Genomic DNA, 26,401 nt, shown 5'->3' on the forward strand with positions numbered 1-26,401 from the left:
CATTCCTCCATCAGCATCTGCACGAAAGGCGTTCACCCCATGACTAGCGAGCCTCGCCGCGATCCTCTCACCGACGATCTTCTCACCCCGGAAAACTCCGCCCTTCTCCTCATCGACTAGCAGCCGACACAAGTGCAGTCGATCAACTCGATCGACAGAGCGCAACTCATCCGAAACATCGCGACGACGGTAAAGCTCGCTCGCACATTCGGTATTCCGATCGTCTTATCGACGGTAAACGTGGCCACTGGTCGAAACAAGGGCAGTGGAATCGAACCGAGACGGTCCAGGCGTTCGTCGACGAACTCACTGAAGCAGGTATCTTCCTGAAGCTGGGCTAGGAGACCGTTGAAATAGGGTGCATTTGACTTCGTTGTCGGTACCGCAGGAGCCGTGAGGCGGCGGACGGCGGGAAGAACCGGATTGCGCCGTAATCGTATGTGACCAGGTCCTGGAGCAGAAAGAAGTCTGCTTAGCCCCGGAAGTCGCCAAACAAAGTCGATGCTGCCGCCACAGCCCCAAGTTTCGTTGCCGAGGACCCAGAATGCGACGACCCACGGCTGCTCGCGTCCATGTGAGCGGCGCAGGTCGGGCAGCCGGGACTTGGCCGCGCCCGTCAGATACTCGACCCAGTCGGCCAACTCCTGCACTGTGCCTGACCCGCTGTTGCGCGGGGTAGGCGTCGGCGTGGGCAACTCGCAAAGTGCCATGAACTCGTACCGAAGGTGTGCGGGCGCGGCGGATCGGTAAAGGTCAGTCGTCGACGCGGACCAGTCGCAATACGAGGGCCCGGTCCGGGTGGAGGGTGAGCAGGTCGAGACCCGCCTCCCGGAGAAGGCTCCCGGAGTAGGACGCGGCGTCGGCGTCGGAGTCGAGACCGGCGGTCTCGTCCAGCCAGTGCGGGCTCAGCCACCAGGGGCCGAGGGAGCCTGGGCGAGCGGACTCGACACGGTACCGCGCCTCTGCCAAAAGCCCTGGCAAGCGGACTCGACGTCGCGAATCCGCGGACAGAGGCGGCGTCACGATCGTGTAGATCGCCTCAGAGCCGTCGGTGGCCACGACACCGCGCAGGGCCGGTGCGTCAGGGTCAAAGTCGCCGTCGGCGACGACGCGGCCGGTGCTGATGAGTTCCCGATGCTCCTGATATGCGGAGATCCAGCGGGAAAGGATGACCGCCTCCGCGTCTTCCAGCTCTCTGATGTCCCACTCGACGCCGAAATGACCGAGGAACGCGATCGCGCAGCGGGTGTGCAGATCACTCGTGCGGCCGGTGACGGAGGAGACGGTTGAGGCGACGTGAGAGCCGAGCATCTCCGGCGGGACGAGGAGTCCGGTCCAGCGGAGCATTCGCGAGCGGTCGAGGGGGTGGTGCTTCTCAGTTCGGGGAACATCGCGGTCCTCGGTCCGGCGGCTGACCAATTCCGCAGTCTCGTCGGGTGCTACGCGTTCCCCAACCACGTGCTTTCGAAACACCCCGGGCACGACCTCGGCATTAAGATTCCGACGGTGCTGGCCGCTATCCGCGAAGAGTTCGGAGCGGACCGGGTGCGATTCGAGGCCGGTGGTGAAATCACTTCCGGTGACTCCGACGCCGTCTCCGCCGCTGTTGCGCTCGCTCGCGACAGCGATGTCGCGGTCGTGGTGGTCGGAGACATTGCCGGGCTGTTCGGCGACGGTACCTCAGGCGAAGGCTGTGACGCCGCGGACCTTCGGTTGCCCGGCGGGCAGCACGGGCTCGTCACCGCCGTCCTGGACACGGGGGTGCCGACTGTCCTGGTGGTGCTGTCTGGTCGCCCGTATGCCCTTGGCGACTACGGGAAGGCGCGCGCCATCGTCCAAGCGTTCTTCCCCGGAGCCGACGGCGCCGCTGCGGTTGCGGGAATACTCTCCCGCCGCGTCCCAGCAACAGGACGCCTGCCTGTGCAGATTCCTTGGCATCCGTACGCCTCGACGACGTACCTCCAGCCGGCGCTCGGGCTCTCGAACCCCGGGATTACCGCCTTGGACAACACTCCGCTGTACCCGTTCGGGTTCGGGCTCACTCGGGGTGCGATCGTCTACGAAATAATCACCGCCGCCGCGAGCCTCAGCACTGGGGGCTCGCTCGATGCGGCCGTGACGATACGCAATGACGGCGATAACACCGTAGAGGTCGTCCAGCTCTACCCGGCCTTCCGGTGGTTCGCCCGGCTGTCCAACTCATCGGGTACGCCCGGATCCCGATCGGGTCCGGTGAATCGCGGACGGTCTCCTTCCACGTGGACGCTGCCCGGCTCGCGATCACCGGCGAAGACGGGGCGCTCGGAGTCGACCCCGGCCCGATGCGGCTCATCGCTGGCCCGTCGGCTGCCGAGGCCGCAGTGACGGCCGAAGTGACTATCATCGGCGAGCGGCGACTGCTCGCGGAGCGCGTGCTGCGCACACCATGGTCGATCGGCGGCCCGGTCAGCTGACCGTGCAGGAATAACAGGCATTTTTCCGTTAAATTCAAAATTATTGACATATTTGTCATATAATATTTGTTTCGGCGACGCTCGCCAGCACGAACGTCAACGCAGCCAATCGTGAAGGGGACACCGATGCCTGGCCAATTCGAACTTGTAGACGCAGAACCGCGAGGGGTCCGGATAAACCTCGTCAATTCCGCCGGGGAAACCCTGGCAAAGTCGGAGACGTACGAAGACATGGCGACAGCAGCCGCTGCTGTCAGGGCCATCCGGGAACAGGCGGCCACGGCGCATGTTGTGGATTGCACAACCAAATCCCATTCTCGACAGTCGTGACGACCGGGCACCCGGCCATTTTTGATTGACCCATTCTTTTCGGGTCGGGCATAGTCTGGACGGAATTCAGTTTCGGCAAGACGAACAGGAAGGCGGTATCAGTAAGCGTGAACATCAAGGATGAGTGGGACCGGCTAGATTCCGAGACCCGGACATGGCTTCTGGAAAATCCGGCAAGTCTGCTCCTGCCCCCGGCAATGTCGGCGAAATTCTGCAAAGACTCGCGCGGGGACGTTGAGCTTGACCCGAAAGGACAGGTGGTGCTCTCCAGAGATGACCATGACTTTATCCGGGGGAAGGCCGAAGCCGCCGGAACAATCCGCGCCCCCATGGGGGAATACCGATTCTTCGACACAGCACCCTTAACCGTTATCAGAAAAGGGCAATGAGTCTCCGCGTTCCCGAAGAGCTCGACCGACGGCTTGAGCAGTTGGCTGCCGAGGAGCTAACGACGAGGCCAGATGAGCAACTGCGACTATCGATGAGGGCGGTGTCCCGCCAGAATAATGCGAATCATCTTGTTGTAGCGGTGCACTTGATAGAGAGCGTGCCCCACGAGGAGGATAACCCCGAAAATTGCACCGATCACGATGGCGGCAGTGTCACTAGGGACAGTGATGTAACTGATAAGCGCCACGCCGGCGCCCGCCACGATGGAATTCACCACAGCTATGGCCGTGGACATCGTGAAGAAGACGCCACGCCAGGATCCTCGACTTCCGATTTCAAGTAGCTCATTCAGTGCGTGTTGTCCGTGTGGAACCGGAAAGAATTCATCGGCCCCAGGGAGAATGCGAGCGTAATACCGGCGAATGCGCTGCATCGAGTTCAAAGCGGCGACGTCTTCCAATGACGTCTGGACCAGCCGCTCGTAGGTGAAGAGGCCCAGTACAACGACCACAGGAATGACGACAGCGAGAAAATGGAAGGCGACGGAAGACTGTGCAAGGAACCCATACGCGACCAGGGAACTCGACAGTGTCATCAAGTACAGCGACGCTCTGCTGCTGGACTCGGAGACCGTTATTCCCCTGGCAGACTCCAGCACGAAATGCTCGGTCAGCAGCGCGCTAAGGAAAGCTTGGGACCGGTCAGGTAAAGCGTGAAACGAATCCCCGGCCTGGGGTAGCACTGGTGTATCGCCATGGTCCTCCGGCGCCACATCAGAACCGTCACGTTTCACTGAATCCCCTTCTGCTCTTGTCGGACTACTGTTTGTTTCGCTGAAAGTACCACTACTCCACGTAAGTGATGACCACTGTCGTCCAGTTGATGTCGCTCCATCGGGATTTTCGTTTATCTGCTGGCTTCTTCCAGCCACAGTCTTGCGGCGTCGAGATCGGCGTGCGCGATGCCGTGTCCGCCGGGACGCAGCACCTGTTTTACATCGGCGCCGTTTTGGTGGAGTGCAGTGACGAGTGTCCTGACGCTGGCGAGCGGGGCCATCGGGTCGGACTCGCCGTTCAGGACCAGCAGCCTGGTGCCACTGAGGTCGGTCGAAGTTTCCCGGTCCCCGAAGGGGTACATACCGGAAAATGCGATGACCCGATCCAAGGTCTGGGGGTGCAGGATGGCTGCGGCCAAGGCAATGTTGGCACCGTTTGAGAACCCGACTGCTATCACGGGCCTGTTGCCGAGTCCGTAGTGTTCCCGGGCGGCGTCCAGGAAGACGGCCAGATCTGTTGCCCTTGCGATGACGTCGTCGACGTCGAAGAGCCCTTCGCCGTGGCGCCGGAACCAGCGAAGCATGCCGTGCTCCTGCACCTGCCCCCGGGGTGCGAGCACGCCGGCGCCGGGTTGAAGTTCGGCGGCGAGGGAGGCGATCTCGTGTTCATTGCCGCCGGTGCCGTGCAGCATCAGCAGCACTGGGGCCCCTGCCTCGCCGGGGCTGAAGAGATGCCGCCAGCCGGTGACCGCGCTGGTTGGAATACTCATCGGCGAACTACCGTCCAGCCAGGGCGGGGTTGTTCTCTGCCGGCAATTCGATGCGTGCCACGGAATGTTCGATGGCCTCGCGGGAGGGCTCGAGCCACGGCGGCAGCTTCAGGGAGCGGCCGAGTTCCAGGAGCGGTTCGTCGACGTCGAAACCGGGGGTGTCGGTCGCAATTTCGTAAAGCACGCCGCCGGGTTCACGGAAGTAGATCGAGGTGAAGTACTGGCGGTCCAGGATGTCCGTGACGTGGAATCCGTGTCCGACCAGTTCCTGGCGCCAATTCTCCTGGGTGGCGACGTCAGGGACCCTGAAGGCGATGTGGTGCACGGTGCCGCCTGCAGTGAGACCGGGCTGGGCTTTGGGGTCGGCGATGACGTCGATGAGGTTTCCGGGACCGCCGTTGCCGGCCGCCAGTCGGGTGCGGTTACCGGAGGTGCCGACCAGGTGCAGGCCAAGGTCTTCGGTCAGCACGGCCACGGTCTTGTCCGGGTCGGCCACAGTGAGCACGGAGGAGTGCTGGCCGCGCACGGCATACTCGGCGGGCACGGAGGCGGAATCCCAGGGGTTCCGGGGATCAATGGTGGAGGATGCGACCAGATCCAGCTGCAGCCCGTCCGGGTCCCGCAGGGAGAGGCGCTCTTCGTCGGCAGACTCACGGGTGATGGTGGATTCGACACCCAGCGCCTTGAAATGCTTCTGCCACCAGCCCAGCGTGCCCTCCGGGATCGAGAACGCGGTGGAGGTCGACTGTCCTGCCCCGATGCGGCCGGGAGCGATGCCCCGCCACGGGAAGAATGTCATTAGGGTGCCGGGTCGGCCGGACTCGTCGCCGTAGTACAAGTGGTAGGTGGACGGATCATCGAAGTTGACCGTCTTCTTCACCATGCGCAGGCCTAGGCCCCTTATATAAAAGTCGATGTTTGCCTGCGGATCGCCGGCGATGGCTGTGACGTGGTGCAAGCCTGAGGTATTCGCGGTCATGTTGACCCCTCCTGTTCGGACTGATCCGGCCAGGAAGCCCCCGGCCGGTGACGTATATGCAAATGCATCTATCGAGAAAATTATTTCCTAGGAAGATAAATTCGTCAACACGGCAAGATACTGCTGACCAAGTAAGTTTCGTGGAAGTAGCTTCTCTGGCGCAGTATCATTGGGAGCGGAAAGGACTGGACATGGCAGAGCATGCGAAAGCGGAGGTTGGCCGGAGTCTTGATCCGGTCACCCAGTGGGGGCTGGTTATTGAAGGCTTCCAGATCACGACCAGGAAGCTGCACCGGGCGGTGGCCGCCGCTTTCTCCCTGGATCCAGCCGAAGCCGAGACTCTGCTGCGCCTCACCCGAAGCCCGGAGCGCAGGATGTCCATGGCGGCGCTGGCTCGTGAGGCGGCCTTCAGTACGGGCGGGTTTACCAAGATCGCGGACCGCCTGGCCAAGCGCGACCTGGTCGTCCGAACCCCTTGCGCCGACGACCGCAGGGTGGTCTATCTGGAACTGACCGCGGCCGGTGTTAGGCTGGCCGACGAACTCCAGAACCTCGTTGCCGACATCGTCCGCAAAACCTACATCGACGTCCTCGGGGCTGATAGGGCGACAACGGTCGCCGAAGCCATGGCTGAATTGCGCGAAGCCAACGCCACCTTGTAGGTACTCGTGCGCCCCTTCGCGCAGAGGCCCGAACGTGTCGCGGGGCGGCGCTTCCAGGCCCCGTGGGGTTGAAACTTTACGCAGGGTTCGATCGCGTTCGACTGTAAGTAGTTTTCCAGAAAACTATTTGCCGAAAAGAATCTTCTTAGTTGACAAGCGCCCATGGGGTGGCGATAGTTATATGCATACGCATGTAAATCCGCTACTTGCGACGACCCACCAAGGAGACAGACCGTGACCACGATTGAACTCATCCCCGGCACTTGGATGCTTGACCAGGCACACACCGAAGTAGGCTTCACCGTGCGCCACGCCGGCATCAGCAAGGTCCGCGGCCAGTTCGCCGAGGCAGACGCCACGCTTGTCATCGGCGACACCCTCGGCACCTCGTCCGTCGAGGCCAGCGTGAAGACCGCCTCGTTTGACTCCAACAACAACGACCGCGACGCCCATGTCAAGGGACCGGACTTCTTCAACGTTGAGCAGTTCCCGAACATGACCTTCACGGCAACCGAGGTCCAGGGAACTCAGGAGAAGTTCAGCCTCAGCGGCGACCTGACCATCAAAGAATCCACCAGGCCGGTAACCTTCGACGTTGAGTTCGGTGGCGTGGCCATTGACCCCTTCGGCGCGACCCGCGCCGGGTTCTCCGCCTCCGCGCAGATCTCGCGCAAGGAATTCGGCATCACCTGGAACGCCGCCCTGGAAGCCGGCGGAGTCCTCGTCGGCGACAAGGTCACCATCACAATCGACTCGGCCTTCGTTCTCCCCGCGAGCTAACGGCCCCTGAACGGGCTCGCACTCAAGGTCGCAGACGCGGCCGGGCAGGCGGGCTGCCCGACACCCAGCCGCATCTCCGTGGATGGCAACCGATCACCAGGAGTCGCAATGGAACCAGAGAAAACCATCACCGTCCGGCACGTCCCCGACAACCACTGCTACGAGCTCGTCGACGGGGAGACCGCCATCGGCAAGACCGAGTACGTGCCCGCCAGTGGCCCGGCCGACAGGGAAAGGATTTTCTACCACACCGAAGTCAGCGACGCCTACGCAGGCATGGGCCTCGCCGCGGTCCTGGCAAAGCATGCATTGGACGACACCATCGCCGCCGGGCTGACCATCATCCCTGTGTGTCCCTACATCAAGATCTGGATGCGCCGCCACCCGGACTACCAGCAGCACGCCGCACCGATCCGACCCGGACTACCAGCAGCACGCCGCACCGATCCGACCCGGGCACCTGGCCGCCGTCGACCGCGTCTACCAGCCGTGAGCGGAATGGGCGCGGGACTTACATTTGAACACATCACCCTGGGGCAGCGGGTGCTGTTCGGCGCCGGAAAGGCGGCCGAACATCTCACCGGAGAGATCAAACGCCTTGGAGCCAGGAACGTCATGGTCATCTCTTCCGCCAGGGAACGGCCAGAAGCCGAAAAGATCACCGCCGGCATCAACGTGACGCTGAGCTATGACGACGTCGCCCCGCACGTCCCCGTTCACAAGGCCGACACGGCCCGAAACGCAGCCATCCGGAACGGTATCGACCTGCTCGTCAGCATCGGCGGCGGCTCCGCCACAGGCCTCGCCAAAGCCATCGCCCTGACAACCGGCCTGCCCATCCTCGCCGTTCCGACCACCTACGCAGGCTCGGAGGCGACCAATGTGTGGGGGCTGACCGAAGCATCACGCAAGACCACCGGTGTCGATGACCGCGTGCTGCCCGTGACCGTCATCTACGATGCCGAGCTGACACTGTCTCTGCCCAGGGAGCTGAGCATCGCCTCGGGTCTGAACGCCTTGGCCCACTGCATCGACTCCATGTGGGCGCACCGCACCGACCCCATCAACCAGGCACTTGCCGCCGAAGGCATCCGCGCCCTGAACAACGCGCTTCCTGTTATCGGCAAGAACCTGAACGATCTCAGCGGCAGGGAGCAGGCCCTGTATGGGGCCTATCTGTCCGCCGTTGCCTTCGCGTCCGCAGGATCCGGGATGCACCACAAGATCTGCCACGTCCTCGGCGGCAGATGGAACCTTCCCCACGCCCAAACCCACGCCGTCGTGCTCCCATATGTCCTGGCATTCAACGCCCCCGCGGCCCCCGCTGCCATCGACAGAATCGCAGCCGCCTTCGGAACTGAGAACGCCTTGGAAGGCCTAGACACACTGCAGGACACGCTGGGCGCACCCACCGCACTTAAGGACCTCGGACTGGCCAAGGAGAGCATAGCCGAAGCCGTCCGGCTCATCCTTCCCACCATCCCTGCCTCCAACCCCCGTCCCGTCACCGAGGAAAACCTCACAGCGTTGCTCGTGGCAGCCCACGCCGGAATGCCCGGGTGAGCACATCCGATACGAAAACCCTTCCCGAGCCGTTGCGAGTAGTATCGCTGCCATGGACAACACAGGGACTTTGTTCGGCTGGGCATTCGGCGATGCCGCCCGAGAAGATGACGGCAAGTATGTTGAGGAGCTTCAGCGCGTGGCTTTGGATAATGCCCGGCAGACGGCGGAAGCCAAGGGGTTGACGGTCGAGGCCGGTTCCGACGTCTTCGCCATCTTGAACGCCCACGAAACCCTGATTGAGATGGACACCGCCCCGGACAGCCTGGTGGTCCGCGCCACAGTGCATCTTGAAGGCCCAGGAGCCGGCAAGCTGCATGCTGAAGGCCCCATGAACGGCTAGCTGGTTGGCTGGCCTCTCAACGGCTAGTACACAGTCGCGTTTATTTTCGTCCATGTCGGCGTTTTAACCGGATTTCTCGTCCCGGAAGTGTTAATCCTGTCCGGTGAGTGATGATATCTGTGTGGCTGAGGTGCGGGAATGGGCGGACGGGCTGGTCGAGGTCGGGGAGCTGATCGCGGCTCGGTTCGCCCGGTCAGAGCCGCGGGCGAACGCGGTGGAGTATGTCAGGGGGCTGCTCTCGGACGAGGAGCGGAAGAACTCCTGGACGCTCTCGGAGCGCGCCGGCCACCGGGTGCCGGACCGGATGCAGCGGCTGCTCTCGACCACGGACTGGGACCCGACGGGCTGCGGGAGGACCTGCGCTCCTACGTCGCGGACAAGATCGGCGACCCGGACGGAGTGCTCGTCGTCGACGAGACCCGTTTTCTGAAGAAAGGCCGCCGGTCGGCCGGCGTCGCCCGCCAGTATTCGGGGACCGCGGGACGGGTGGAGAACTGCCAGATCGGCGTGTTCCTCACCTATGCCACAAGGCACGGTCGCACGTTCCTGGACCGGGAACTCTACCTGCCCAAGGAATGGACGGATGATCCGGGCCGGTGTGCGGGAGCCGGCATCCCGCAGGACCGCTGTTTCAAGACCAAGCCGGCGCTGGCCATCGACATGATCGAACGCGCCCTGGACGCCGGGGTTCCGGCGAAATGGGCGGCAGGTGACGCGGTCTACGGGCAGTACCACAGGCTGCGCCGCACCCTGGAAGAACGCGGCAACCAGATCCCGGCACGGTACTGGTTGGGGCTTACGGCTACGCCGTACCGGCGGGACAAACTGGACTCACTGATTTACCCCCAGCTCGGCAAGATCACGCACACCATCTCGCCCCCTGCTCCGCACCACCCGCGGGAGGTTGCCGAGCCGACGCTGGCTTTGAAGCTGCACCGGACGTCTTACACTTACGACGGCGGCGCTGACCCCAGCGAGCCTGGCGGGATTTCCGCCATTTACAAGGACTTGATCGCGAACGAGGATCGCCTGCAGCAAATCTACGACGACGTCATGGCGGCTCACGATCAGAACTCGCGAATTCTTTTGCTGACGACCTGGAAAGCCCATCTTGATTCCTTCAGGTCCCGGTTCGAGGCAGCTGGTCTGAAGCCGGTGGTCTTCACCGGGGCAATGAAGGCGAAGGATCGGCAAGCCGCCGTCGAGCGTCTTTCCAACTCCGATGACCCAGAGCCGCTGCTGGTGCTGGGAACCGGCTCGTACATTGGCGAGGGCTTTGATTGTCCGAAGCTGGATACCTTGTTCCTTGCGGCACCCATTTCCTTCAAGGGCAGGCTGGTCCAATACGCCGGCCGAATCATCCGACTATACGCAGGGAAAACGGTGGCGACCGTTCACGACTACCATGATGAGTCCACTCCGGTCCTGGCAGCTTCGCTGAACAAGCGGGCGCCTGGGTGCGTCTCGCTCGGGTTCCCTGATCCGCGGAAATTGCCAAGCGAGTGACGTCGTCATCCCCGCGGGAACAGTCTTCGGTGATTTTGCTACGGCATCAGCCACCAAATGGTCCGAGTGACGACCACGGAACGAAAAGCGACGTAGAAGTACTTGACGTACTTGATGTACGTGCGGATGATTGATATATGAGCACCCCCGCACATGAGACAGTCGGTGGACACGTCTACGGGTTTACCCAAGCACGGGATTCGTTGAAGACGATCCTCGATGCCAGCGAGCGGGGAGGGCTGTCCACGATACGGCGGCCCGACCGGGCCACGGCCGCCGTCGTCAACGGAGAGAGCTTGCGTCGGTATCTGGAACTGACGGTCGTCGCCAATGTCCAGGTCGTGAATGAGGACGGAGCATGGGCTGTCTTCATGCCAGGGCAGCCTTTTGCCGCCGAGGCCACGGACCTGGCTGAAGCCTTGGCGGACTTTGTCGATGCTTTGCGGGACTACGCGGAGGATTGGGAGGACCATTTGAACGCGGCGCCCAATCACCGCGAGAACTGGGCCTTGGTTCAGCTCATTGACCTGTCCACCGATCAGCAATTGACCGCGTGGCTCACCGGCTCGGTGGCATGAGCGTCCGACGCCTGGGCGGACGGGACGACCATGAAAAGTTCTGTCTAACCGAGCGCTGGGAGCTGGTGACGAATGCCCGCGGGAAACCAGTGCGCCATCACGCGACCTACCGGTTGAGTCTGCAAGATGGACGGATCTTGCGGACCCGGATTTCGCGCCCGGTGGATCGCACCACGTATTCGAGTTCGATCTGGAACCATATTCTCCAAGATCAGCTCGAGGTCGGTGAGGATGAGTTTTGGGCGTGCGTCGATGACGGGACGCTGCCGGCCCGCGGAATGGCAGCCCCTCCCGCTTCGGCTATTCCCTTAGCGCTGGTCTGGCAACTCACCCACACCGTTGGAATGGATGAGCGAGATGTTGCCCGGATGACGAAAGAGCAGGCCGTTCAGGCGATCAATGATTACTGGATGTCGCAAGGGGCCGGTCAGGACAACTGATACGTTTGGCCCGGTCGGTCGGACAGGGTTTCACCTGCTGTAGCGGGACATTCGTCTCAATCAAATCCGTGAAAAGAGGGGTGTGCACAATGTGCACACTCTTGCCGCCGGACTGGGCCGTACCGCCGCCGGACTGGCTCGTACTCGGCATGTTTTCGGGAATTCCCCTGTGTTTCCGGGGGCTGGAATGCAGTTCGAGTCCCACCTCGGGCACGTGTTTCTGCTGGTCAGGGGGCCTTTGGCCCTCTGACTGTGCACAAATCAGCTTTTTTGTGGGCCCTTCTCACCGCAAGAGTGCCCCCGGCGCCGCGGTGACCTTCCAAGACGCGCTCTGCTTATCGACGACGTTGGGGACGGTGTGTCCTCAGTACCTCAGGTGGCAGCTTGTTCTTGGCCCTTAGAACTTCGATGGGATCTCACGGATAGGTGTTGACCGCGTTGCCGGCTCGAGGATGTCAGCATCGAGGCAGGTGTAGACGGCATCCGCCGTACCGTCGTATCTAATCAACACGGTCTCGCCGCACCTCTCGTCCCGGATTCTCTTCTCGACTCTAACGGTGTCATCCAATCAGATGCTCCGGGATCGGCAGGCCATCCGGATTCGACTTTGGACGTATACCTCGGAGCTGCGAGCTGGTGCAGACGACTTCGGACAAGGAAGAGTTCGAAGTCGCCTGCACCAACCACAACGGACTCCGGTGAGGGTGCCGGTGGCGGACGCCGAGTTCGCTTCGGACAGTGGTCGGAACATACTGAATGAATGCAAACAACCCGCGGCTTGGACAGGCTCGTTTTCTTCACGGACGCCGTGACGGCCATCGCCATCACTCTGCTCGTGCTGCCGCTGGTCGACTCCGTCACCCAGGCAGCCCACGACGGGTTGAGTGCTGAGCAATTCATCGGGAACAATTACGCGGCGATCTCTGGCTTCGCGTTGAGTTTCGTGGTGATCGCCCGGCTCTGGCTCGCCCATCATTCGACGTTCGAGCATGTCAGGTCCTACAGCAGTCCACTCCTGCTGCTCAGCCTGTTTTGGGCGTTCACGGTGGTGGTGTTACCGCTTCCGACGGAAATGGTGTCCCAGTTCAGGACTTCGCCGCTCTCGGTCGGCGTATACATCGGGACGATGGCCGCGAGCAGCCTCACGCTCACGGCCATGACGTTGTGGATCCGGAAGCATCCGCAGCTTGAGATGGAAGAGAATCCCATGCCCGGCCGCGAAGTCTTCTCCAGCGCCGTTTCGACGATCGGGTTCTTCATCGCCCTGATCGTGGGAGTGCTCGTGCCGGCCATCAACTTCTACTCGCTGTTGATTATTTTGCTGACCGTCCCACTGCAACGGGTCTACGATCGACGATCAGCTGCTGCGCGGCTGGCGCCAGCCGCGCAGCCATCTTAGGCGGAGTTCTGGCGTTTTCTGGTGCCACCGTTGGGTTGCTGTGCAGTCTCGGGATTCAGAAGACTGAGGGTCCTTGACTAGTGCGAGTGGTGCGGGTGCCTGCCAATCCGTTCCCAAACGTCGGCTCACTCGTTGCTGCATCCAATACAGCATTGAGACATGGCGCAAGCCTTCCCTTGCGGCGTCTGACGTCAAACTCTTATCGTCTTTCTGAGTCCCTTGAATTTCAGGGGATATCAAAGGGTAATGAAACCTCATCCGGGCGCAACTCGGGACGGATCCTCACCAGGCGCACGGGGTGCAGGAACGCACGCCCGGACCAGGCGACGTCGGCCGAAACCTCCACGACCAGCGGCTCAACGAGAATCAGACGGACCGTGCTGCTTTCCTTGTTGAACGTGTCCAGCACCCTCTCGCTGATTTCCTCCGGCCACGGATGGTCCCCCTGCGGCGGGTGCAGATACCGCGCCAGATTTTGGGCTGCCCGAGCCGACAGGGGAGTGGAGCGGCCGACAATCCGCAGCCTGCCGCGTATCGGCAGGCCCACGACCACCGTCTCCGGGGGTGAAGGCGTTAGGTTGCCTGATCAGGGGCGGCCCGCAAGCCGCTCGAAGCCCGTCATGGGCATCATCCAGCAGTGCGATGGCCGGTTCTGGTTCCAGATTCATCAGGCTGCCGATCCCTGCGGTGGTCTCGTCGATGATCTGCGTGCCACAACTCGGTGCGCCACTTCGGGTCGCGGAACTCGGCCGAGTCCCTGCTCAAGACGGGGTTGCCGTGGTATTTGGACCAGGTGCAGCCGCCGTCGGTGCTCCAGGCCAGCGACTGGGCCTGGATCCCGGCGTGCTGTGACTTCTCCTTGTAGGCACTTGTGTAGATGGCGACCAAGGGTGCAGCAGTTCCGTCACTGAGTCCGCTGGTGTTGTGCTGGTCGTAGACGACGCTGCCGGAGTAGATGTCCTCGTTTTCGTCGCAGGCAATGGCGACGGGTTGTTCTGTCCACGTGATGAGGTTCGTGGAGGTGGCGTGCCCCCAGGACATGTTTCCCCAGACATTCCCGAAGGGGTTGTTCTCATGAATCAAAGTCTCGTTTCATTTCGTCTTCCTGAGGAAGGGTGGGGCGGCCATCCAGCCGGCGAACGGCGCGGGGCGCTGTTCGGCGGCTGAACAGATGTTGGACATGACTCCAAAGGCGGGAGAGGGCGGACTGAGTTAGGGGAAGAGGTTCCGAGCTCCTCCAAAGATCTCAGCCATGGTCCAGGCATCGAAGGAGAGCAGCCTCACGGTGCCCTCGGCGGCGATGCTCACGTGCTCACCGGCCAGGGTCGGGTAAATGCGGGCGGTGAGCGGCTTGCCGTTGGCGAAAATTTCGACGGCGGACCGGTCCACCAGAACGCGCAGGTGCACCCGGCCGTCGGGCATCGGGAGCGGTCCGGACTTGTCGTCGACATCAACGGTTGGATCGAGGCTGCTCTGAGTACGATCGAGGCGGAGTGTGCCTTGGCTGCCGCCTTCAGTGGTCCGGCACAGCTCGATCACTGTTTCCTCCCTGGAACTGCCGGAGACACCATTGTCAGCCGATCCAAGCAAGCCCAGCCGCAGCACAGCACCAGGCTTGAGCTGCACATCCAGTTCGAGGTCCAGTTGGTTGCCGGACACCCCGGTAGGCACAGGTGCCCCGGGCACCAATTCCTGTTCCGGCAGGCCGACGTGGTCCCGGCGCAGCTTCTCGATTTCGGGCACGGGTGCGAAACGGAGGGTCCCGTCATCGGCCAGGGTGGTGACGCGCGGCAAACTCATGACGCCCGACCATCCGGCCTCCACCATCGCGGCATTGCTGCGGCCCTCCTGCAGCCAGCCAAACATGATGCGTCGGCCGGACTGATCCTGGAAGGACTGCGGCGCGTAGAAGAACCGTCCTCCGTAGTCGAGCCGATGCAGCCCGGCAGGCTCGAAGGAGTTTTCCGAATAGCGACCGGTCCAGTACAGCGGGTGTCTGGTGTCGCCGTCGTCCCATGCGGAAAAAACCAGCACGTCGGGCGCGTCAGCAGAAGTACGAACCGTACCCAACGAGCCCCCGCCTGCCCGGAACAGGTCAACGCATTCCCACATGGTCCCGGTCCAGTCGGTATCGGCAGGATCGCCCTGGGAGGCGTCACCGATGAACAGCGGCCCGACGTATTCCCAGGAGCGCAGATCGCGGGACTCGTACAGGAACGCCGTACCGCCGCGCCCACGAATACCCGATCCCACCAACTGCCGCCAGATGGAACCCTCGCGCCACACGCAGTGATCGCGATACGCCGTGATCTCCACGCCGGCCGGCGGGGATGCGATGACCGGGTTTTGAGGAATTTTGCTCCACCTCAGCAGGTCTGCGGAGCCCACGGCAACGCAGGGCAACTCCTTCTCGCCCAGCCGGCCCGAGTACACCAAGGTGGGCGTGCCACCGTCGTTCACCAACACCCCCGACCAGCAGCCGTCGGCGTCCGGACCTGCGGACGGTTCCAGTGCCACCGGCTGGTCCGTCCAGTGGACGAGGTCGGTGCTGGTGGCGTGGCCCCACTGGATGCGGTGGTGGAAGGCGCCTTCGGGGTTGTACTGGTAGAAGAGGTGATAGGTGCCGTTCCATTGGCTCACGCCGTTGGGGTCGTTCAGCCAACCGGCCGGGGACACGAAATGGAAGCGCGGCCGAAGGGGGTCCGCATCGGCGCGGGCAATCAGTTCGTCCTGGGGGACGGTGGCGAGCGGGTGCGTCGATTCTGTCATGCGGAGGCCTTGTTGTCGGTAGGTTCAGTTGCCAGGGCGTGGCCGCCGGCTCCAGCCTGCGGGCGGTAGAGGTGGCAGCGCACCCAGTGGAGGTTTTCAGGGTCGCCCACACCGTGGCGAACGGGTTCCTCGGCCGAGCAGGCCTGGTTTGGGTCGCCGTCGAAAGCGCAGGTGGTCGAAGCCATCACAGCCTGCCGCAGCTCGGCCCGGCGGACGGGATCGTAGGAGCCCGCCCTGGCCGGATCCGGGACGGCTGAGACCAGCAGTTGCGTATACGGGTGGGCCGGGTTGGCCAGGAGGTCCAAGGACTCGCCCTCTTCAACGAGCTCACCGGCGAACATGACGGCCGTCCGGTCCGCGAGGTATCGGGCCGAAGCGAGGTCGTGTGTGATGTAGAGCATGGAGGTTCCCTGCTCATCGCGGAGTTTGCGCATCAGGTTCAGCACGCCGATCCGGACCGAAACATCCAGCATGGAGGTGGGTTCGTCAGCGAGGATGACCTGTGGTTCCACGGCGAGGGCCCGGGCGATCGCGACTCGCTGGCGCTGTCCGCCGGAGAGCTCGTGCGGGTAGGAGTTCAGCATGTCGGCCTGCAGGCCTACGGTGGTCATAAGCTCCTCGAGTCGCTGCTGTGTCTCTGTCTCGGAGCTGCCGCCCTTCCGGTGGATCGCTAGCGACCTCCGCAGGAAATGCTCCACTCTGTGGGCAGGATTCAGCGAGCCGAAGGGATCCTGGAAGACCATCTGCAGTTGGGAGCGGAAGGCGCGCGATGCCTGGAAGCGGTCGCGCTTGAGGACGTCGACGCCGTCGATCAGGATCGCGCCGGAGCTCGGTCGTTCCAGCCGGGCAACGCACCGGGCCAGGGTGCTCTTACCCGACCCGGACTCTCCCACGAGGGCCACGATTTCTCCGCGGCCAATGGTCAGGTCTACGCCGTGCAGGGCCCGGACGGACTCCCGGGAGAACAAACCACCTATAGGGAAAGACTTTCCTAGTCCGCGGACCTCGAGGGCCGTAGCTTCGGTGTCGGCGGAGGGGCGTCGGGATGACAGCACAGCGTGGCTCATCGTGCGGCTCCTTCCATGATGGCGGTGTCATCAGCCGCTGAAGCGTCGGCACTGACCGGTGCCACGAAATGGCCGGGTGCTGCTTGGCTGAGGTCCGGGATGTTTCGGAACTTCACGCCGTCGGGCAGTCCGGTCAGCGGAATCCGCGGACCGGTGAGCGGCGGGAACGCACCCATGAGGGCCTGAGTGTAGGGGTGGCGGGGGTTGGCGTAGACGTCCTGGGCTTTCGCGGTCTCCACGATCCGGCCTCCGTACATCACGGCCATGCGGTGCGAGAGCTCCACCATGAGGGACATGTCGTGGGTGATGAAGAGGACGGAGAATCCCAGTTCGCGTTGGAGTTCCTTGATTTGGGCCATGATTTCCTGCTGCACCACGACGTCCAGCGCGGTGGTGGGTTCGTCGAGGATCAAGAGGGACGGCTTGAGCGCTACGGCCATGGCGATCACGGCGCGCTGCCGCATGCCTCCCGAGAGCTGGTGTGGGTAGGACTTGAGGCGTGCGGGGTCGATCCTCACCAATTCGAGCAACTCGCCGGCGCGCCGCAGCGATTCCTTGCGCGAGTGGCCCGCATGGGTGGTGAAAATATCCACGATCTGCTCGCCGATGGTCAGTACCGGGTTGAGCGAGTTCATGGCCGACTGGAACACCATGGCTACGTCCTGCCAGCGGAAGCGCCGCAGCTCGTCCGGGCTCATGGCCAGGACATCCTTGCCGCCGAAGGAGATGCTGCCGCCGGCGATCTTCGCGGGGTCCTTCAGGAGGCGCATGATCGAGTTGGCGATGGTGGACTTCCCACAGCCGGACTCGCCCGCCAGCCCGAACACCTCACCGGTGCCGATGCTGAAGGAAACACGGTCGACGGCGGTGGTGGAGCGGGTGTCGCCGATGTACTTGACGCTGAGGTTCTTGACGTCCAGGACGGGCTCATGGGAGCCGAAGGAAACTTGGGAGACTGTCACTTGGCGGCGCTCCTTTCGGTATTCTTTGGGGTTTTGATCTTCCGTAGCCGCGGATTAGTGACCTCGTCCACGGCATAGTTGATGAGGGCCAGTGCGAACGCGACCAGCGCGATGCAGGCACCGGAGGGAACAAAGACCCACCAGCTGCCGGTCAGTAGGGCGCCCTCGTTGCCGGCCCAGAAGAGGTTGTTGCCCCAGGAAACGGTGCTCACGTCGCCCAGGCCAAGGAACTCCATGCCGGCCTGGGCGCCGATGCCGTAAATCACGCAGCCGAGCAGGGTTCCCATGACGATCGATGCCATGTTCGGCAGGATTTCCCGGAACATGATCCGGCCCGCCCGTTCGCCGGACACCACGGCCGCGGCCACAAAGTCCTTTGAGCGGATGGACAACGCCTGGGAGCGCAACACACGTGCCGATCCAGCCCAGCCCGTGACCACGAGCACCAGGATCACTGTTCCCAAACCCGGCTGCAGAAAAGCTGCCAGGATGACAAGGAGCGGGAGTCCCGGCAGGAGCAGGAAGACGTTGGTCGCCAGGGACAGTGCTTCGTCAATGAACTTGCCGAAGTACGCCGACGCCAGGCCCACCAAAATGCCGATGAAGGTGGATGCAAAGCCCACCGTCAACCCGACGAACAGGGAACTGCGGGAGCCATGGACTGTCAGGGCAAGCACGTCCTGACCTTTGGCCGTGGTGCCGAGCCAGTGCTCGGGCGACGGTTCCATCGAGGCCATCGCGGTGATCCGCGACGGGTCTCCGGGGAACAGCACGGGGGCCAGCAACGCAAGCGCGATGAACACGAGCATCACGATCATGCCCACCAGGGCCTTCTTGTTGGTGATAAGTCCGTGGACGAAACTGCGGTTGGGCTTGCGGGCAGCTGTGGGCTCAGTGGGCTCAGCGGGCTGCTTGAGAATTGCGGTTGTCATGATGGGTCCCTCAGTTGCTGCGCACACGCGGGTCGAGGCGGACGTAGAGGATGTCCACCAGGAAGTTCGCCAGTAGCACGGCGGCGGTAATGGTCAGGAACAGGCCCTGCATAAGCGGGTAGTCGAGGCCTTGGACGGCGTTGAGGAGTTGGTAGCCGACGCCGGGATACGCGAACACCACCTCGGTGAGCATTGCACCACCCACCACAAAGCCCAGCCCCATGCCGAAGCTCGTGACCGACGGGAGCATGGCGTTCCTTGCCGCGTAACGGAGCATGATGCGGCCCGGCCGGAGACCCTTGGCCTCGGCCATGGTGATGTAGTCCTCCGAGTTCGTGGCGATCATGGTATTCCGCATGCCCAGCATCCAGCCACCGATGGACACCAGGACGATCGTCAGCGCCGGGAGCACAAGGTGCGCGCCGACGTCGCCGATGAACTCCCAGGTGAAGGCGGGCTCCAGTCCATCGGTGAAAGCGTGGCGGATCGGGAACCAGCCCAGCACCACGCCGAACAGGTACAGGGCTCCCATGGCGAGCCAGAAGTACGGGAAGGATCCAATGAAGATCAGGAGCGGCGGCAGGCCGGAGTCGATCGCGCCGCCGCGTCGCCAGGCGGCCAGGATGCCGAGAAGATTGCCGATCATGGCGGCGAACACCAAGGCGGTTCCGCCCAGCAAAAGGGTCCAGCCGATTTGGCTGGCGATGACCTCGGTGACCGGGGTGGGGAAACGCGAGATGGAGACACCCATCTGGCCGGTCAGGATGTTGTGCATGTAGTCGACGTACTGTTCCCAGAGCGGCCGCTTATCCACGCCGAGCATCTTGCGCAGGGCTTCGATCTGTTCGGGCTGCATCTTGCCCTGGGTACGGGCGAACATGCGTGAGACGGGGTCTCCCGGCATGAAACGCGGGAGCAGGAAGTTCAGGGTGATGGAGGCCCAGAAGGCAATCAGGTAGAAACCCAGGCGGCGCAGGATGAAGCGCACGGTGGCTCCGTTCGGGAAAGGCGGGGTCCTGGACGACAGTGGCCCCGGGCGGGAAAGATGAAGAGGTTCTCGGCCGGTGGGAACCGGAATATGGTAGCGGCAGCCACCGGCCGAGAACTGGCGCCTGCTACTTGCGCGGTTCCAGAGTGGTCAGGACCAGGACCGTGGTGGGGGAGCGGTCAGAGAGCGTTGCGTAGGGGTTGTCCTGAGTGGGCCATCCCGTGAAGTGAACGTCCGTGTAGTCGCCCCATTCGGGGCCGGAGAACAGTGGAACCGTCGGGGCCACCGCGTTGTATTCTGCTTGAAGCTGGTTCGCGATCTGCTTCTGTGCGGCTTCGTCGCCAGCAGCAGCGAACTGTTGCAGGAGATCATCGGCCTTTGGATCGCCGAAACGGTGGTAGTTCTCGGTGGCCTTGGCGCCCACCGGCTTGACGGTGGAGGTGCCCATGGCGGAGCCGAAGTACTTGAACGGGCTGGGGTCGTTCGAGCTCCAGACGATGCCGGTGTCGAACGTTCCCTGCTCGTAGCCGGAGACGACGGAGGCCCAGTCAGGGGAGTCCACCTTGGCGGTCACGCCGATGGCCTGGAGGTTCTGGGAGATCACGTTGGCCACGGAGAGCCAGTCGGAGGAGCTGGCGCCCACGGAGATCTTGAACTCGAAAGGCTTGCCGTCCTTGAGGGTGCGCTTGCCGTCCGCGCCCTTGGGGTAACCGGCGGCATCGAGCATCTTGTTCGCTTCGTCGGCGTTCAGCTTGGTCCAAGTGCAGTTGTTCGCCACATCGGCGTTCTTCCAGCTCGCGTAGTTGCCGGAGAGGCCTGTGCAGTCGGCCGGAGTGGCGTATCCGCTCATGCCGATCTTGGTGACCTGGTCACGGTCAACCGCCATGCTCAGGGCCTTGCGCACCGTGTCGTCGTTGAACGGCGCCTTGGTGGTGTTCAACTGCCAGTTGATCATGGCGCCCGTCGGCGGGAACCAGAAGTGGCGGTGGTCCTTGTCCTTGGCGATGAAGGTCTTCTCGATGTTCGGGATGAACTGGGTGGACCAGTCCACATCGCCGTTGACGGTGGCCAGGTTGGCGGCATCGTTTCCGGACATCGCGAGCATCTTGATGCCGGCGATCTTCTGCTTGTCAGGTTGCCAGTAGTTCGGGTTCTTCTTCAGCACGAAGGACTGGGACTGGAAGCTGTCCACCTGCGTATAGGGGCCGGTTCCGACGGGGGTGGCGTTGGTGTCCTTCGCCGGATCGGCGATGGATGACCAAACGTGCTTGGGGAGGATGGGGAGCTGCCCGATCTCATAGAGCGCGGGGGACCAGGGCTTGTTGAAGGTGAATGTCACCTTGTTGGTGCCCACCGGAGTGACGGAATCCAGGTACTCGAAGCCGCCCTTGAGCTTCTTCTGCAGCTGGAAGGTGTAGGCCACATCATCGGCGACGAAAGGCTGCCCGTCGGACCACTTCACGCCCTCACGCAGGGTGAAGGTGACGGACTTGCCGTCCTTGGCAGCGTCCCAGGAGGCGCCCAGCCAGGGGACGGTGTTGCCTTTGGCCGGGTTGAAGACCAGCAGGGGTTCGTAGATGGCCTGCTGGACCATGGGGTTCACAGTGGGGGCGAAGGGGTTGAAGTTACGGTCGAAGGTGCTCATGTCCTCACGCGGGATGGTCAGGAAGGCGTTCGCGTTGGCTCCGGCGTCGGTGCCTGCGGACTTGTTGACGGTGGCAGCGCAGCCAGTCAGCAGCATTGCACCCACAGCCAGTCCGGCCGCGGTGATCCGGGCAGACCTCAAGAACCGGGTTTGTGTCATGATGGGTATCTCTTTCCTATCTTCATCAGCAAGGTGAAGGGGTGGGTAAGGGTTTGCTCTTCAGTAGTGATTTCGCGGTCAGACTGAAGAGCGTTCTAGCAGCGGACAGTCGACCAATTGCTGGTCGGCAGTGATCGGCTGTCCTGCTGTGAGAGCTGCGAGCGTCTGGACTCCCAGTGCGCCCATTTTCTCGAAGGGCAACGCAACCGTGGTGAGCTTGGGCCTGAGGTAGGCCGCAATCAGTTCCTGGTTGTCGAAGCCGATCACGGCGATGTCTCCGGGGATGGTCAGTCCCCGTTCCTTGATGGCGTCATAAGCGCCCATCGCCATGCGGTCATTGAGGCAGAACAGTGCGGTCGGCCTTTGATCTTTTGGATAACGGTCCAGAATTTCGCAGGCCGCATCGTAGCCCCCATCCGCTGTCGCGTGCCCTGAGACGACGAGTTCCTGGTCCAGTTCCAGCCCGGCGCCCGCGAGTGCTTCGCGTGCACCCTCCAAACGCCCGACGGCAGCGGGGATGTCCGGGTCCAGGTTGATGACTCCGATCCTGCTGTGGCCGGCCCGGAGCAAACGATCGACGGCAACCCTGCCGCCGGCGCGCTCGTCCGGGACGATCGAGGGCAGCTTCCCGTCCGCGTCGAAACAATTGATCAGGACAGTGGGAACCTCGTGGGCGCTTTCCGGAACATGCACGCCGCGGTGGTATGTTGCCGCGTACAAAAGTCCTTCCACTCGTTGTTCCAGCAGCTTTTCCGTTGCTGCATCTTCCAGGCCTTGGTTGGGTCCTACGGCATCGGCCTGGTCGGAAGGCGCGATGAGCAGGAACCGGTGGTCAAGCCAGGCCTGGTCCTGGGCGCCCTTGATGATGTCCACTGCAAACGGGGCCGTCACGATCTCGGTGACGATTCCGTACCAATCGCTGCGCTGGGAAGCCAACGCGCGTGCTCCGGCGTTCGGGCGGTAACCCAAAGCCTGCACGGCGTCGTTGATGCGGGTGCGCGTTTCCTCAGAAATGCTGGCGTTTTCGCGGTTGCTCAGCACGAACGAGACCGCTGTACGGGAGACACCGGCGTGCTGGGCGACATCACTCATGGTGACACCCCGCTGCCGCACAGCCGCGGCTTTCTGGGGGGTCGTGGTTTTCGCCATTGAATGCTCCGGTGGTCTTTGTTGGTCCCGGGTGTTGTGCCAGGGTTCGGTCTGGGGTGTCCCGCGTTTGCCGGTAAGTAACGCGAGTTACCTACAGCATTGTGAGCGAGGTTACACGCGTTACCTCGTAGCTGTCAACGGCTTCCACCGGCATGCCACCCCGCACGAGCACACCTTGAACTTCCTCGTGGGGGCTTAGCTGGGCGCTTGTTGGGCCAGTGTGTGGGCGAGGCGGTAGGAGCCGGTCCCGGTTTCGATGATGGTTCCGTTGAAGGTGAGCCGGTCCACGATGGCCGCGCAGAGGCGCGGGTCGGTGAAGGCCAATCTCCGAGGTCGACACCGTTGTCTCCTCCTAGTCGACTCCTCGCCGCCCGGCGATTTAGTTAGGTTCGCCCCGCTCCCTCGTAGGCCCGATAGGGGCACGCGCCGACCGGCAGATCCGAAGGATCGGAGCATCCGAGCGGGAGATGACTCGTTGGATTGGGCTTGGGAAATTGCCGCGATTGCTTTGGTCCGCGTGCTGGGATTGATCCATCCACCAGGCGGTAAGGGCCCCGGGTTGATGTGTCTGCATCGCATATCCTGCCCCGTGATTTTCTTTGAAACCGTTGACTTGTCCGGTGGACAGGTCGTAGATTCCCCTCCTGACAACGTTGTCTACGTTCCGGCGACTCTGGCGCAAAACGCGCGCAGGATTTGATTCAACCAAGTCCCTACCAGAACCAGGCCGGGCGACAACCGGCATTACCTGCTTGTCACTGTCGACACGAAAGGTGAATACGTGCGCCGCACACATTCCGGTCCCGGGCTGGCACCGGGACCACACTCGAAAAAGCGCCTTAACGCCCTGATCCTCGCCGCCGTGATGGCCTCGGGGAGCGCGCTTCCGCTGTCCGCACCGGCTTTCGCTGCGGACAACTCCGGGGCGGCCTCAACTGCCTCGGGAGCGGCCGTAACTTCCCCGCTCTATTCCGAGACATACCGGCCCCAGTTCCACTTCAGCCCGGCAACGAACTGGATGAACGATCCGAACGGTCTGCTCTACTACCAGGGCGAATACCACATGTTCTTCCAGTACAACCCTTCCGGGGATACCTGGGGCAACATGTCTTGGGGCCACGCCGTCAGCACCGACCTGGTGCACTGGACCCAGCTACCGCTGGCCATTCCGCAGGATGGGAAAGACATGATCTTCTCCGGCAGCGCGGTCATCGACAAGAACAACACCACAGGCTTCGGACAGCCGGGCAACCCTGCCATGGTGGCCATCTACACGGCGGCCGATAAAGCCACAGGCAAGCAGTCCCAGGCTCTCGCCTACAGCACGGACAAAGGCCGGACCTTTACCAAGTACGCCGGGAACCCTGTCCTGGATATCGGCTCGAACAATTTCAGGGACCCGAAAGTGTTCTGGTACGAGGCCGGGCATGAGTGGCTGATGTCAGCCGTGCTGTCTGACCAGCACAAGGTGACTTTCTACAGTTCTCCTGACCTGAAAACGTGGAACCATCTGAGTGATTTCGGACCTGCCGGTGCCACCGGCGGCGTCTGGGAGTGCCCGGATCTGTTCCCCTTGCCGGACCCGGCCAATCCCGGGAAACAGAAGTGGGTACTGACGGTCAACCTCAACCCCGGCGGGATCGCCGGGGGTTCGGGCGTGCAGTATTTCACGGGAAGTTTCGACGGTACGACGTTCACCTCCGATGACAAACCCTACGTCGCCCCGGCGGGAACTCCGCTGGACAGCTTCGAGACCGGCAGCTTCGGGAGCTGGACAGCCACCGGCACCGCGTTCGGCACCGCGCCCGCCGCCGGCACGCTGCCCAACCAGCAGACCGTCTCCGGATTCCCGGGCAACTACCTGGTCAACAGCTTCAACGGCGGCGACGGGTCGACCGGGACGCTGAGCTCGCAGACATTCACGATCAGCAAGCCCCACCTGAACTTCCTCGTCGGCGGCGGCAACCACCCCTACGTACCCAACACGGTACCGTTCGGCACCCTGCCGACTGGTCAGGTCTTCAATGACTTCGCAGGGACCACCTACGGTGCCGGGTGGACCGCCACCGGATCCTTCGTCAACTCCGGCCCGTCGACAGAGAGCCTGCCCAACCAGCTCGGCCCGAAGGTGCTGGACACCTATGCGCCCGCTGGAGATCCCGGCACGGGCACCATCACCTCGCCGACGTTCACGGTCAACAGCCCGTACATCGATCTCCAGGTCGCCGGCGGGAACCACCCCGCGGGTCAGGCGAACCCGACCGCGGTCAACCTGATCATCGGCGGACAGGTCGTCGAGACCACCACCGGCCCCAACAGCCCTGACCTGACGTGGACGAACTGGGACGTGAGCAAGTACCAGGGCCAGCAGGCACAGATCCAGGTCGTGGACCAGAACGACGGGTCCACCGGCGGATGGGGCCACCTCATGGTGGGCGACATCGTGTTCGCCGACGCCGCAGCCAAGCCCTGGGACACGCAGACCTCCGTCAACCTCGTGGTGGACGGAAAAGTCGTGCGAAGCTCCACTGGACAGGACAGCGAAAGCCTGGACTGGAACAGCTGGGACCTCAGCGACCTTCAAGGAAAAACCGGGCACATCGAAATCAGCGACAACAACACAGGGGGCTGGGGGCATATCCTCGCCGACCAGTTCACTCTCTCGGACGCCGCTGCACAACCGGCAATCCAGCGCGCACACTGGGTCGATTACGGCAAGGACAACTACGCCGGAGTCACTTTCAACGACGCCCCCGGCGGCAAACGGATCATGATCGGCTGGATGAACAACTGGGACTACGGAGGATCCATCCCCACCTCACCCTGGCGCAGCGCGATGACGGTCCCCCGGGAGCTGTCACTTCAAAACCTTGACGGGGTAACCCGTCTGGCGCAGGCACCAGTCAATCAGCTCAACGAACTCACCACAGGGCCGTCCGTCCACGAGGAGAAAATGTCCGTGCCCGCCGGAAGCACCGTCCTGCCGGCCACAGGGAAAGCGGTCGACATCACCGCGTCCTTCGCTGCCGGTACCGCCAGCTCCTATGGACTGAAGGTCCGCACCGGGTCCGGCCAGGAAACTCTCATCGGTTATGACAATAAGTCCGGACAGGTCTACATCGACCGGACCAAGTCCGGCGCCGTAGGATTCAGCTCCAGCTTCCCCGGAGTCCAGACCGCGCCGCTAACCACAACTGGAGGAGCGGTCAAACTTCACATCCTGGTCGACTGGTCCTCGGTCGAAGTCTTCGCCGACGACGGAAAGATCGTCCTGACAGACCAGATCTTCCCCGACCCATCCAGCCAAGGAATCGAAGCTTTCTCCAACGGAGGAAACGCGACCCTCACCTCCCTGGACGTCAAGCAGATGAAGTCAGCCTTGCCATCAGCTAGCCCCCAGCAATAACAGCGAATCCCGGCAACACACCTACCAGACCGCTGCGCCCGCAACGTACCCGCTGCGGGCGCAGCACCCATCCCGGGGTCGCTCATCGCCGACAGCCTGGAGGCCCGCAACCGGCAAAGCGCTGATTTCGATTTCCCGGCGCGCATCACCCACTCGTTTGAGGATTCTCCTGAGCAGCCAGTTCGTGTCCTCGTTGGATCCGCCGTCCGGCGCGGCGAAGAAGCATATCCGGCTACATGGACTTCCTGACTCCAATTGGTCTCGATGTCAAATGCTCAACGGCCGTTGCCGCCCCGAGGAAATCCGGGTGGTGCAACGACCGCTAGGAGCCAGAAACTGTTCGTTTCGGCCCGTGC

General features: G+C 62.8%; 25 protein-coding genes and 5 pseudogenes. 15 read left to right on the forward strand and 15 right to left on the reverse strand.

The window, feature by feature from the left end:
* Positions 1 to 116 precede the first annotated feature (116 nt).
* Together HNP00_RS18205 and HNP00_RS18210 are read right to left on the reverse strand one after the other, a co-directional pair.
* Positions 117 to 650 (reverse strand): hypothetical protein, encoded by a 534-nt coding sequence (locus HNP00_RS18205; RefSeq protein WP_184741131.1) that lies wholly within the window; start codon positions 648 to 650, stop codon positions 117 to 119.
* 103 nt (positions 651 to 753) lie between these two features.
* Complete coding sequence (locus HNP00_RS18210; protein ID WP_311770611.1) at positions 754 to 1,473, reverse strand: alpha-galactosidase; 720 nt, start codon at positions 1,471 to 1,473, stop codon at positions 754 to 756.
* Here HNP00_RS18210 and HNP00_RS23840 point away from each other — a divergent pair.
* From HNP00_RS23840 to HNP00_RS18225, 4 genes and pseudogenes are all read left to right on the forward strand, one after another.
* Positions 1,369 to 1,983, forward strand: a pseudogene (locus HNP00_RS23840) (glycoside hydrolase family 3 protein); the annotation flags it as partial. The gene HNP00_RS18210 and the pseudogene HNP00_RS23840 overlap by 105 nt on opposite strands.
* A 194-nt stretch (positions 1,984 to 2,177) precedes the next feature.
* Positions 2,178 to 2,453 (forward strand): fibronectin type III-like domain-contianing protein, encoded by a 276-nt coding sequence (locus HNP00_RS23845; protein ID WP_395893834.1) that lies wholly within the window; start codon positions 2,178 to 2,180, stop codon positions 2,451 to 2,453.
* A 126-nt stretch (positions 2,454 to 2,579) separates the two neighbouring features.
* A complete protein-coding gene (locus tag HNP00_RS23850) occupies positions 2,580 to 2,783 on the forward strand; it encodes a DUF1508 domain-containing protein (protein WP_184741134.1) in 204 nt (67 codons plus the stop codon).
* A gap of 107 nt (positions 2,784 to 2,890) precedes the next feature.
* Entirely contained in the window at positions 2,891 to 3,172 is a 282-nt protein-coding gene (locus tag HNP00_RS18225; protein ID WP_184741135.1) for a hypothetical protein, read from the forward strand.
* An 86-nt stretch (positions 3,173 to 3,258) separates the two neighbouring features.
* Here HNP00_RS18225 and HNP00_RS18230 read toward each other — a convergent pair whose 3' ends face one another.
* The 3 genes from HNP00_RS18230 to HNP00_RS18240 form a co-directional block, all read right to left on the reverse strand.
* Entirely contained in the window at positions 3,259 to 3,966 is a 708-nt protein-coding gene (locus tag HNP00_RS18230; RefSeq protein ID WP_184741136.1) for a hypothetical protein, read from the reverse strand.
* A gap of 113 nt (positions 3,967 to 4,079) precedes the next feature.
* Positions 4,080 to 4,718, reverse strand: a complete 639-nt coding sequence (locus HNP00_RS18235) for an alpha/beta hydrolase (RefSeq protein WP_184741137.1) — start codon at positions 4,716 to 4,718, stop codon at positions 4,080 to 4,082.
* 7 nt (positions 4,719 to 4,725) lie between these two features.
* The gene (locus HNP00_RS18240; protein WP_184741138.1) at positions 4,726 to 5,697 is read right to left on the reverse strand and encodes a ring-cleaving dioxygenase; all 972 of its coding nucleotides are present in this window, start codon (positions 5,695 to 5,697) and stop codon (positions 4,726 to 4,728) included.
* Positions 5,698 to 5,888: 191 nt separating this feature from the next.
* Between HNP00_RS18240 and HNP00_RS18245 the strand changes: the two genes are divergently transcribed.
* The 10 genes and pseudogenes from HNP00_RS18245 (at position 5,889) to HNP00_RS18285 (ending at position 12,968) form a co-directional block, all read left to right on the forward strand.
* Positions 5,889 to 6,359 (forward strand): MarR family winged helix-turn-helix transcriptional regulator, encoded by a 471-nt coding sequence (locus HNP00_RS18245; RefSeq protein WP_184741139.1) that lies wholly within the window; start codon positions 5,889 to 5,891, stop codon positions 6,357 to 6,359.
* Positions 6,360 to 6,626: 267 nt separating this feature from the next.
* Positions 6,627 to 7,139, forward strand: a complete 513-nt coding sequence (locus HNP00_RS18250; RefSeq protein WP_184741168.1) for a YceI family protein — start codon at positions 6,627 to 6,629, stop codon at positions 7,137 to 7,139.
* Positions 7,140 to 7,247: 108 nt separating this feature from the next.
* Positions 7,248 to 7,526, forward strand: a pseudogene (locus HNP00_RS18255) (GNAT family N-acetyltransferase); the annotation flags it as partial.
* Between the two features lie 111 nt (positions 7,527 to 7,637).
* Positions 7,638 to 8,702 carry a maleylacetate reductase gene (locus HNP00_RS18260; RefSeq protein WP_184741169.1) on the forward strand — a complete coding sequence of 355 codons (1,065 nt, stop codon included), beginning with the start codon at positions 7,638 to 7,640 and terminating at the stop codon, positions 8,700 to 8,702.
* 52 nt (positions 8,703 to 8,754) lie between these two features.
* Positions 8,755 to 9,045, forward strand: a complete 291-nt coding sequence (locus HNP00_RS18265) for a hypothetical protein (RefSeq protein WP_184741140.1) — start codon at positions 8,755 to 8,757, stop codon at positions 9,043 to 9,045.
* A 130-nt stretch (positions 9,046 to 9,175) separates the two neighbouring features.
* A pseudogene (locus HNP00_RS23470) lies at positions 9,176 to 9,807 on the forward strand (IS701 family transposase); the annotation flags it as partial.
* A 291-nt stretch (positions 9,808 to 10,098) separates the two neighbouring features.
* A complete protein-coding gene (locus HNP00_RS23855) occupies positions 10,099 to 10,551 on the forward strand; it encodes a DEAD/DEAH box helicase (protein WP_395893836.1) in 453 nt (150 codons plus the stop codon).
* A gap of 137 nt (positions 10,552 to 10,688) precedes the next feature.
* Positions 10,689 to 11,129: a prevent-host-death protein gene (locus HNP00_RS18275; RefSeq protein WP_184741141.1), complete on the forward strand. Its 441-nt coding sequence runs from the start codon at positions 10,689 to 10,691 to the stop codon at positions 11,127 to 11,129.
* Complete coding sequence (locus HNP00_RS18280) at positions 11,126 to 11,569, forward strand: cytotoxic translational repressor of toxin-antitoxin stability system (protein WP_184741142.1); 444 nt, start codon at positions 11,126 to 11,128, stop codon at positions 11,567 to 11,569. Before HNP00_RS18275 ends, HNP00_RS18280 begins: the two co-directional genes overlap by 4 nt.
* 760 nt (positions 11,570 to 12,329) lie before the next feature.
* On the forward strand, positions 12,330 to 12,968 hold the full coding sequence (locus HNP00_RS18285) for a TMEM175 family protein (RefSeq protein WP_184741143.1): 639 nt from the start codon (positions 12,330 to 12,332) through the stop codon (positions 12,966 to 12,968).
* A 226-nt stretch (positions 12,969 to 13,194) separates the two neighbouring features.
* Here HNP00_RS18285 and HNP00_RS23475 read toward each other — a convergent pair whose 3' ends face one another.
* The 10 genes and pseudogenes from HNP00_RS23475 to HNP00_RS23010 form a co-directional block, all read right to left on the reverse strand.
* On the reverse strand, positions 13,195 to 13,515 hold the full coding sequence (locus HNP00_RS23475) for a hypothetical protein (RefSeq protein ID WP_184741144.1): 321 nt from the start codon (positions 13,513 to 13,515) through the stop codon (positions 13,195 to 13,197).
* 182 nt (positions 13,516 to 13,697) lie between these two features.
* Positions 13,698 to 14,051, reverse strand: a pseudogene (locus tag HNP00_RS18295) (glycoside hydrolase family 32 protein); the annotation flags it as partial.
* A 129-nt stretch (positions 14,052 to 14,180) separates the two neighbouring features.
* Positions 14,181 to 15,737 carry a glycoside hydrolase family 32 protein gene (locus HNP00_RS18300; protein ID WP_184741145.1) on the reverse strand — a complete coding sequence of 519 codons (1,557 nt, stop codon included), beginning with the start codon at positions 15,735 to 15,737 and terminating at the stop codon, positions 14,181 to 14,183.
* Entirely contained in the window at positions 15,734 to 16,804 is a 1,071-nt protein-coding gene (locus HNP00_RS18305; protein WP_184741146.1) for an ATP-binding cassette domain-containing protein, read from the reverse strand. Before HNP00_RS18305 ends, HNP00_RS18300 begins: the two co-directional genes overlap by 4 nt.
* A complete protein-coding gene (locus tag HNP00_RS18310; protein WP_184741147.1) occupies positions 16,801 to 17,766 on the reverse strand; it encodes an ABC transporter ATP-binding protein in 966 nt (321 codons plus the stop codon). Before HNP00_RS18310 ends, HNP00_RS18305 begins: the two co-directional genes overlap by 4 nt.
* A complete protein-coding gene (locus HNP00_RS18315) occupies positions 17,763 to 18,698 on the reverse strand; it encodes an ABC transporter permease (RefSeq protein ID WP_184741148.1) in 936 nt (311 codons plus the stop codon). The genes HNP00_RS18310 and HNP00_RS18315 overlap by 4 nt, the downstream gene beginning before the upstream one ends.
* A 10-nt stretch (positions 18,699 to 18,708) precedes the next feature.
* Entirely contained in the window at positions 18,709 to 19,686 is a 978-nt protein-coding gene (locus HNP00_RS18320; protein WP_184741149.1) for an ABC transporter permease, read from the reverse strand.
* Positions 19,687 to 19,813: 127 nt separating this feature from the next.
* Positions 19,814 to 21,490, reverse strand: coding sequence for an ABC transporter substrate-binding protein (locus HNP00_RS18325; RefSeq protein ID WP_184741150.1), 1,677 nt, complete (start codon positions 21,488 to 21,490; stop codon positions 19,814 to 19,816).
* Positions 21,491 to 21,568: 78 nt separating this feature from the next.
* The gene (locus HNP00_RS18330) at positions 21,569 to 22,639 is read right to left on the reverse strand and encodes a LacI family DNA-binding transcriptional regulator (RefSeq protein WP_184741151.1); all 1,071 of its coding nucleotides are present in this window, start codon (positions 22,637 to 22,639) and stop codon (positions 21,569 to 21,571) included.
* A gap of 195 nt (positions 22,640 to 22,834) precedes the next feature.
* Positions 22,835 to 22,957: pseudogene (locus HNP00_RS23010) on the reverse strand (AAA family ATPase); the annotation flags it as partial.
* Between the two features lie 463 nt (positions 22,958 to 23,420).
* On the opposite strand from HNP00_RS23010, the gene HNP00_RS18335 reads away from it, so the two are divergent.
* Positions 23,421 to 26,045, forward strand: a complete 2,625-nt coding sequence (locus tag HNP00_RS18335; protein WP_311770612.1) for a GH32 C-terminal domain-containing protein — start codon at positions 23,421 to 23,423, stop codon at positions 26,043 to 26,045.
* Positions 26,046 to 26,401: the final 356 nt, after the last annotated feature.

Source organism: Arthrobacter sp. AZCC_0090 (genome assembly GCF_014207375.1).
Lineage (GTDB): Bacteria > Actinomycetota > Actinomycetes > Actinomycetales > Micrococcaceae > Arthrobacter.

Excerpts from the sequence above, each read along its gene's own strand:
- HNP00_RS18235 (WP_184741137.1), bottom strand. The coding sequence starts at position 4,718 with ATGAGTATTCCAACCAGCGCGGTCACCGGCTGGCGGCATCTCTTCAGC.
- HNP00_RS18285 (WP_184741143.1), top strand. The coding sequence starts at position 12,330 with ATGCAAACAACCCGCGGCTTGGACAGGCTCGTTTTCTTCACGGACGCC.
- HNP00_RS18300 (WP_184741145.1), bottom strand. The coding sequence starts at position 15,737 with ATGACAGAATCGACGCACCCGCTCGCCACCGTCCCCCAGGACGAACTG.
- HNP00_RS18315 (WP_184741148.1), bottom strand. The coding sequence starts at position 18,698 with ATGACAACCGCAATTCTCAAGCAGCCCGCTGAGCCCACTGAGCCCACA.
- HNP00_RS18240 (WP_184741138.1), bottom strand. The coding sequence starts at position 5,697 with ATGACCGCGAATACCTCAGGCTTGCACCACGTCACAGCCATCGCCGGC.
- HNP00_RS18330 (WP_184741151.1), bottom strand. The coding sequence starts at position 22,639 with ATGGCGAAAACCACGACCCCCCAGAAAGCCGCGGCTGTGCGGCAGCGG.
- HNP00_RS23850 (WP_184741134.1), top strand. The coding sequence starts at position 2,580 with ATGCCTGGCCAATTCGAACTTGTAGACGCAGAACCGCGAGGGGTCCGG.
- HNP00_RS23855 (WP_395893836.1), top strand. The coding sequence starts at position 10,099 with ATGGCGGCTCACGATCAGAACTCGCGAATTCTTTTGCTGACGACCTGG.
- HNP00_RS18305 (WP_184741146.1), bottom strand. The coding sequence starts at position 16,804 with ATGAGCCACGCTGTGCTGTCATCCCGACGCCCCTCCGCCGACACCGAA.
- HNP00_RS18265 (WP_184741140.1), top strand. The coding sequence starts at position 8,755 with ATGGACAACACAGGGACTTTGTTCGGCTGGGCATTCGGCGATGCCGCC.
- HNP00_RS18275 (WP_184741141.1), top strand. The coding sequence starts at position 10,689 with ATGAGCACCCCCGCACATGAGACAGTCGGTGGACACGTCTACGGGTTT.
- HNP00_RS18325 (WP_184741150.1), bottom strand. The coding sequence starts at position 21,490 with ATGACACAAACCCGGTTCTTGAGGTCTGCCCGGATCACCGCGGCCGGA.
- HNP00_RS18245 (WP_184741139.1), top strand. The coding sequence starts at position 5,889 with ATGGCAGAGCATGCGAAAGCGGAGGTTGGCCGGAGTCTTGATCCGGTC.
- HNP00_RS18280 (WP_184741142.1), top strand. The coding sequence starts at position 11,126 with ATGAGCGTCCGACGCCTGGGCGGACGGGACGACCATGAAAAGTTCTGT.
- HNP00_RS18250 (WP_184741168.1), top strand. The coding sequence starts at position 6,627 with ATGCTTGACCAGGCACACACCGAAGTAGGCTTCACCGTGCGCCACGCC.
- HNP00_RS18260 (WP_184741169.1), top strand. The coding sequence starts at position 7,638 with ATGGGCGCGGGACTTACATTTGAACACATCACCCTGGGGCAGCGGGTG.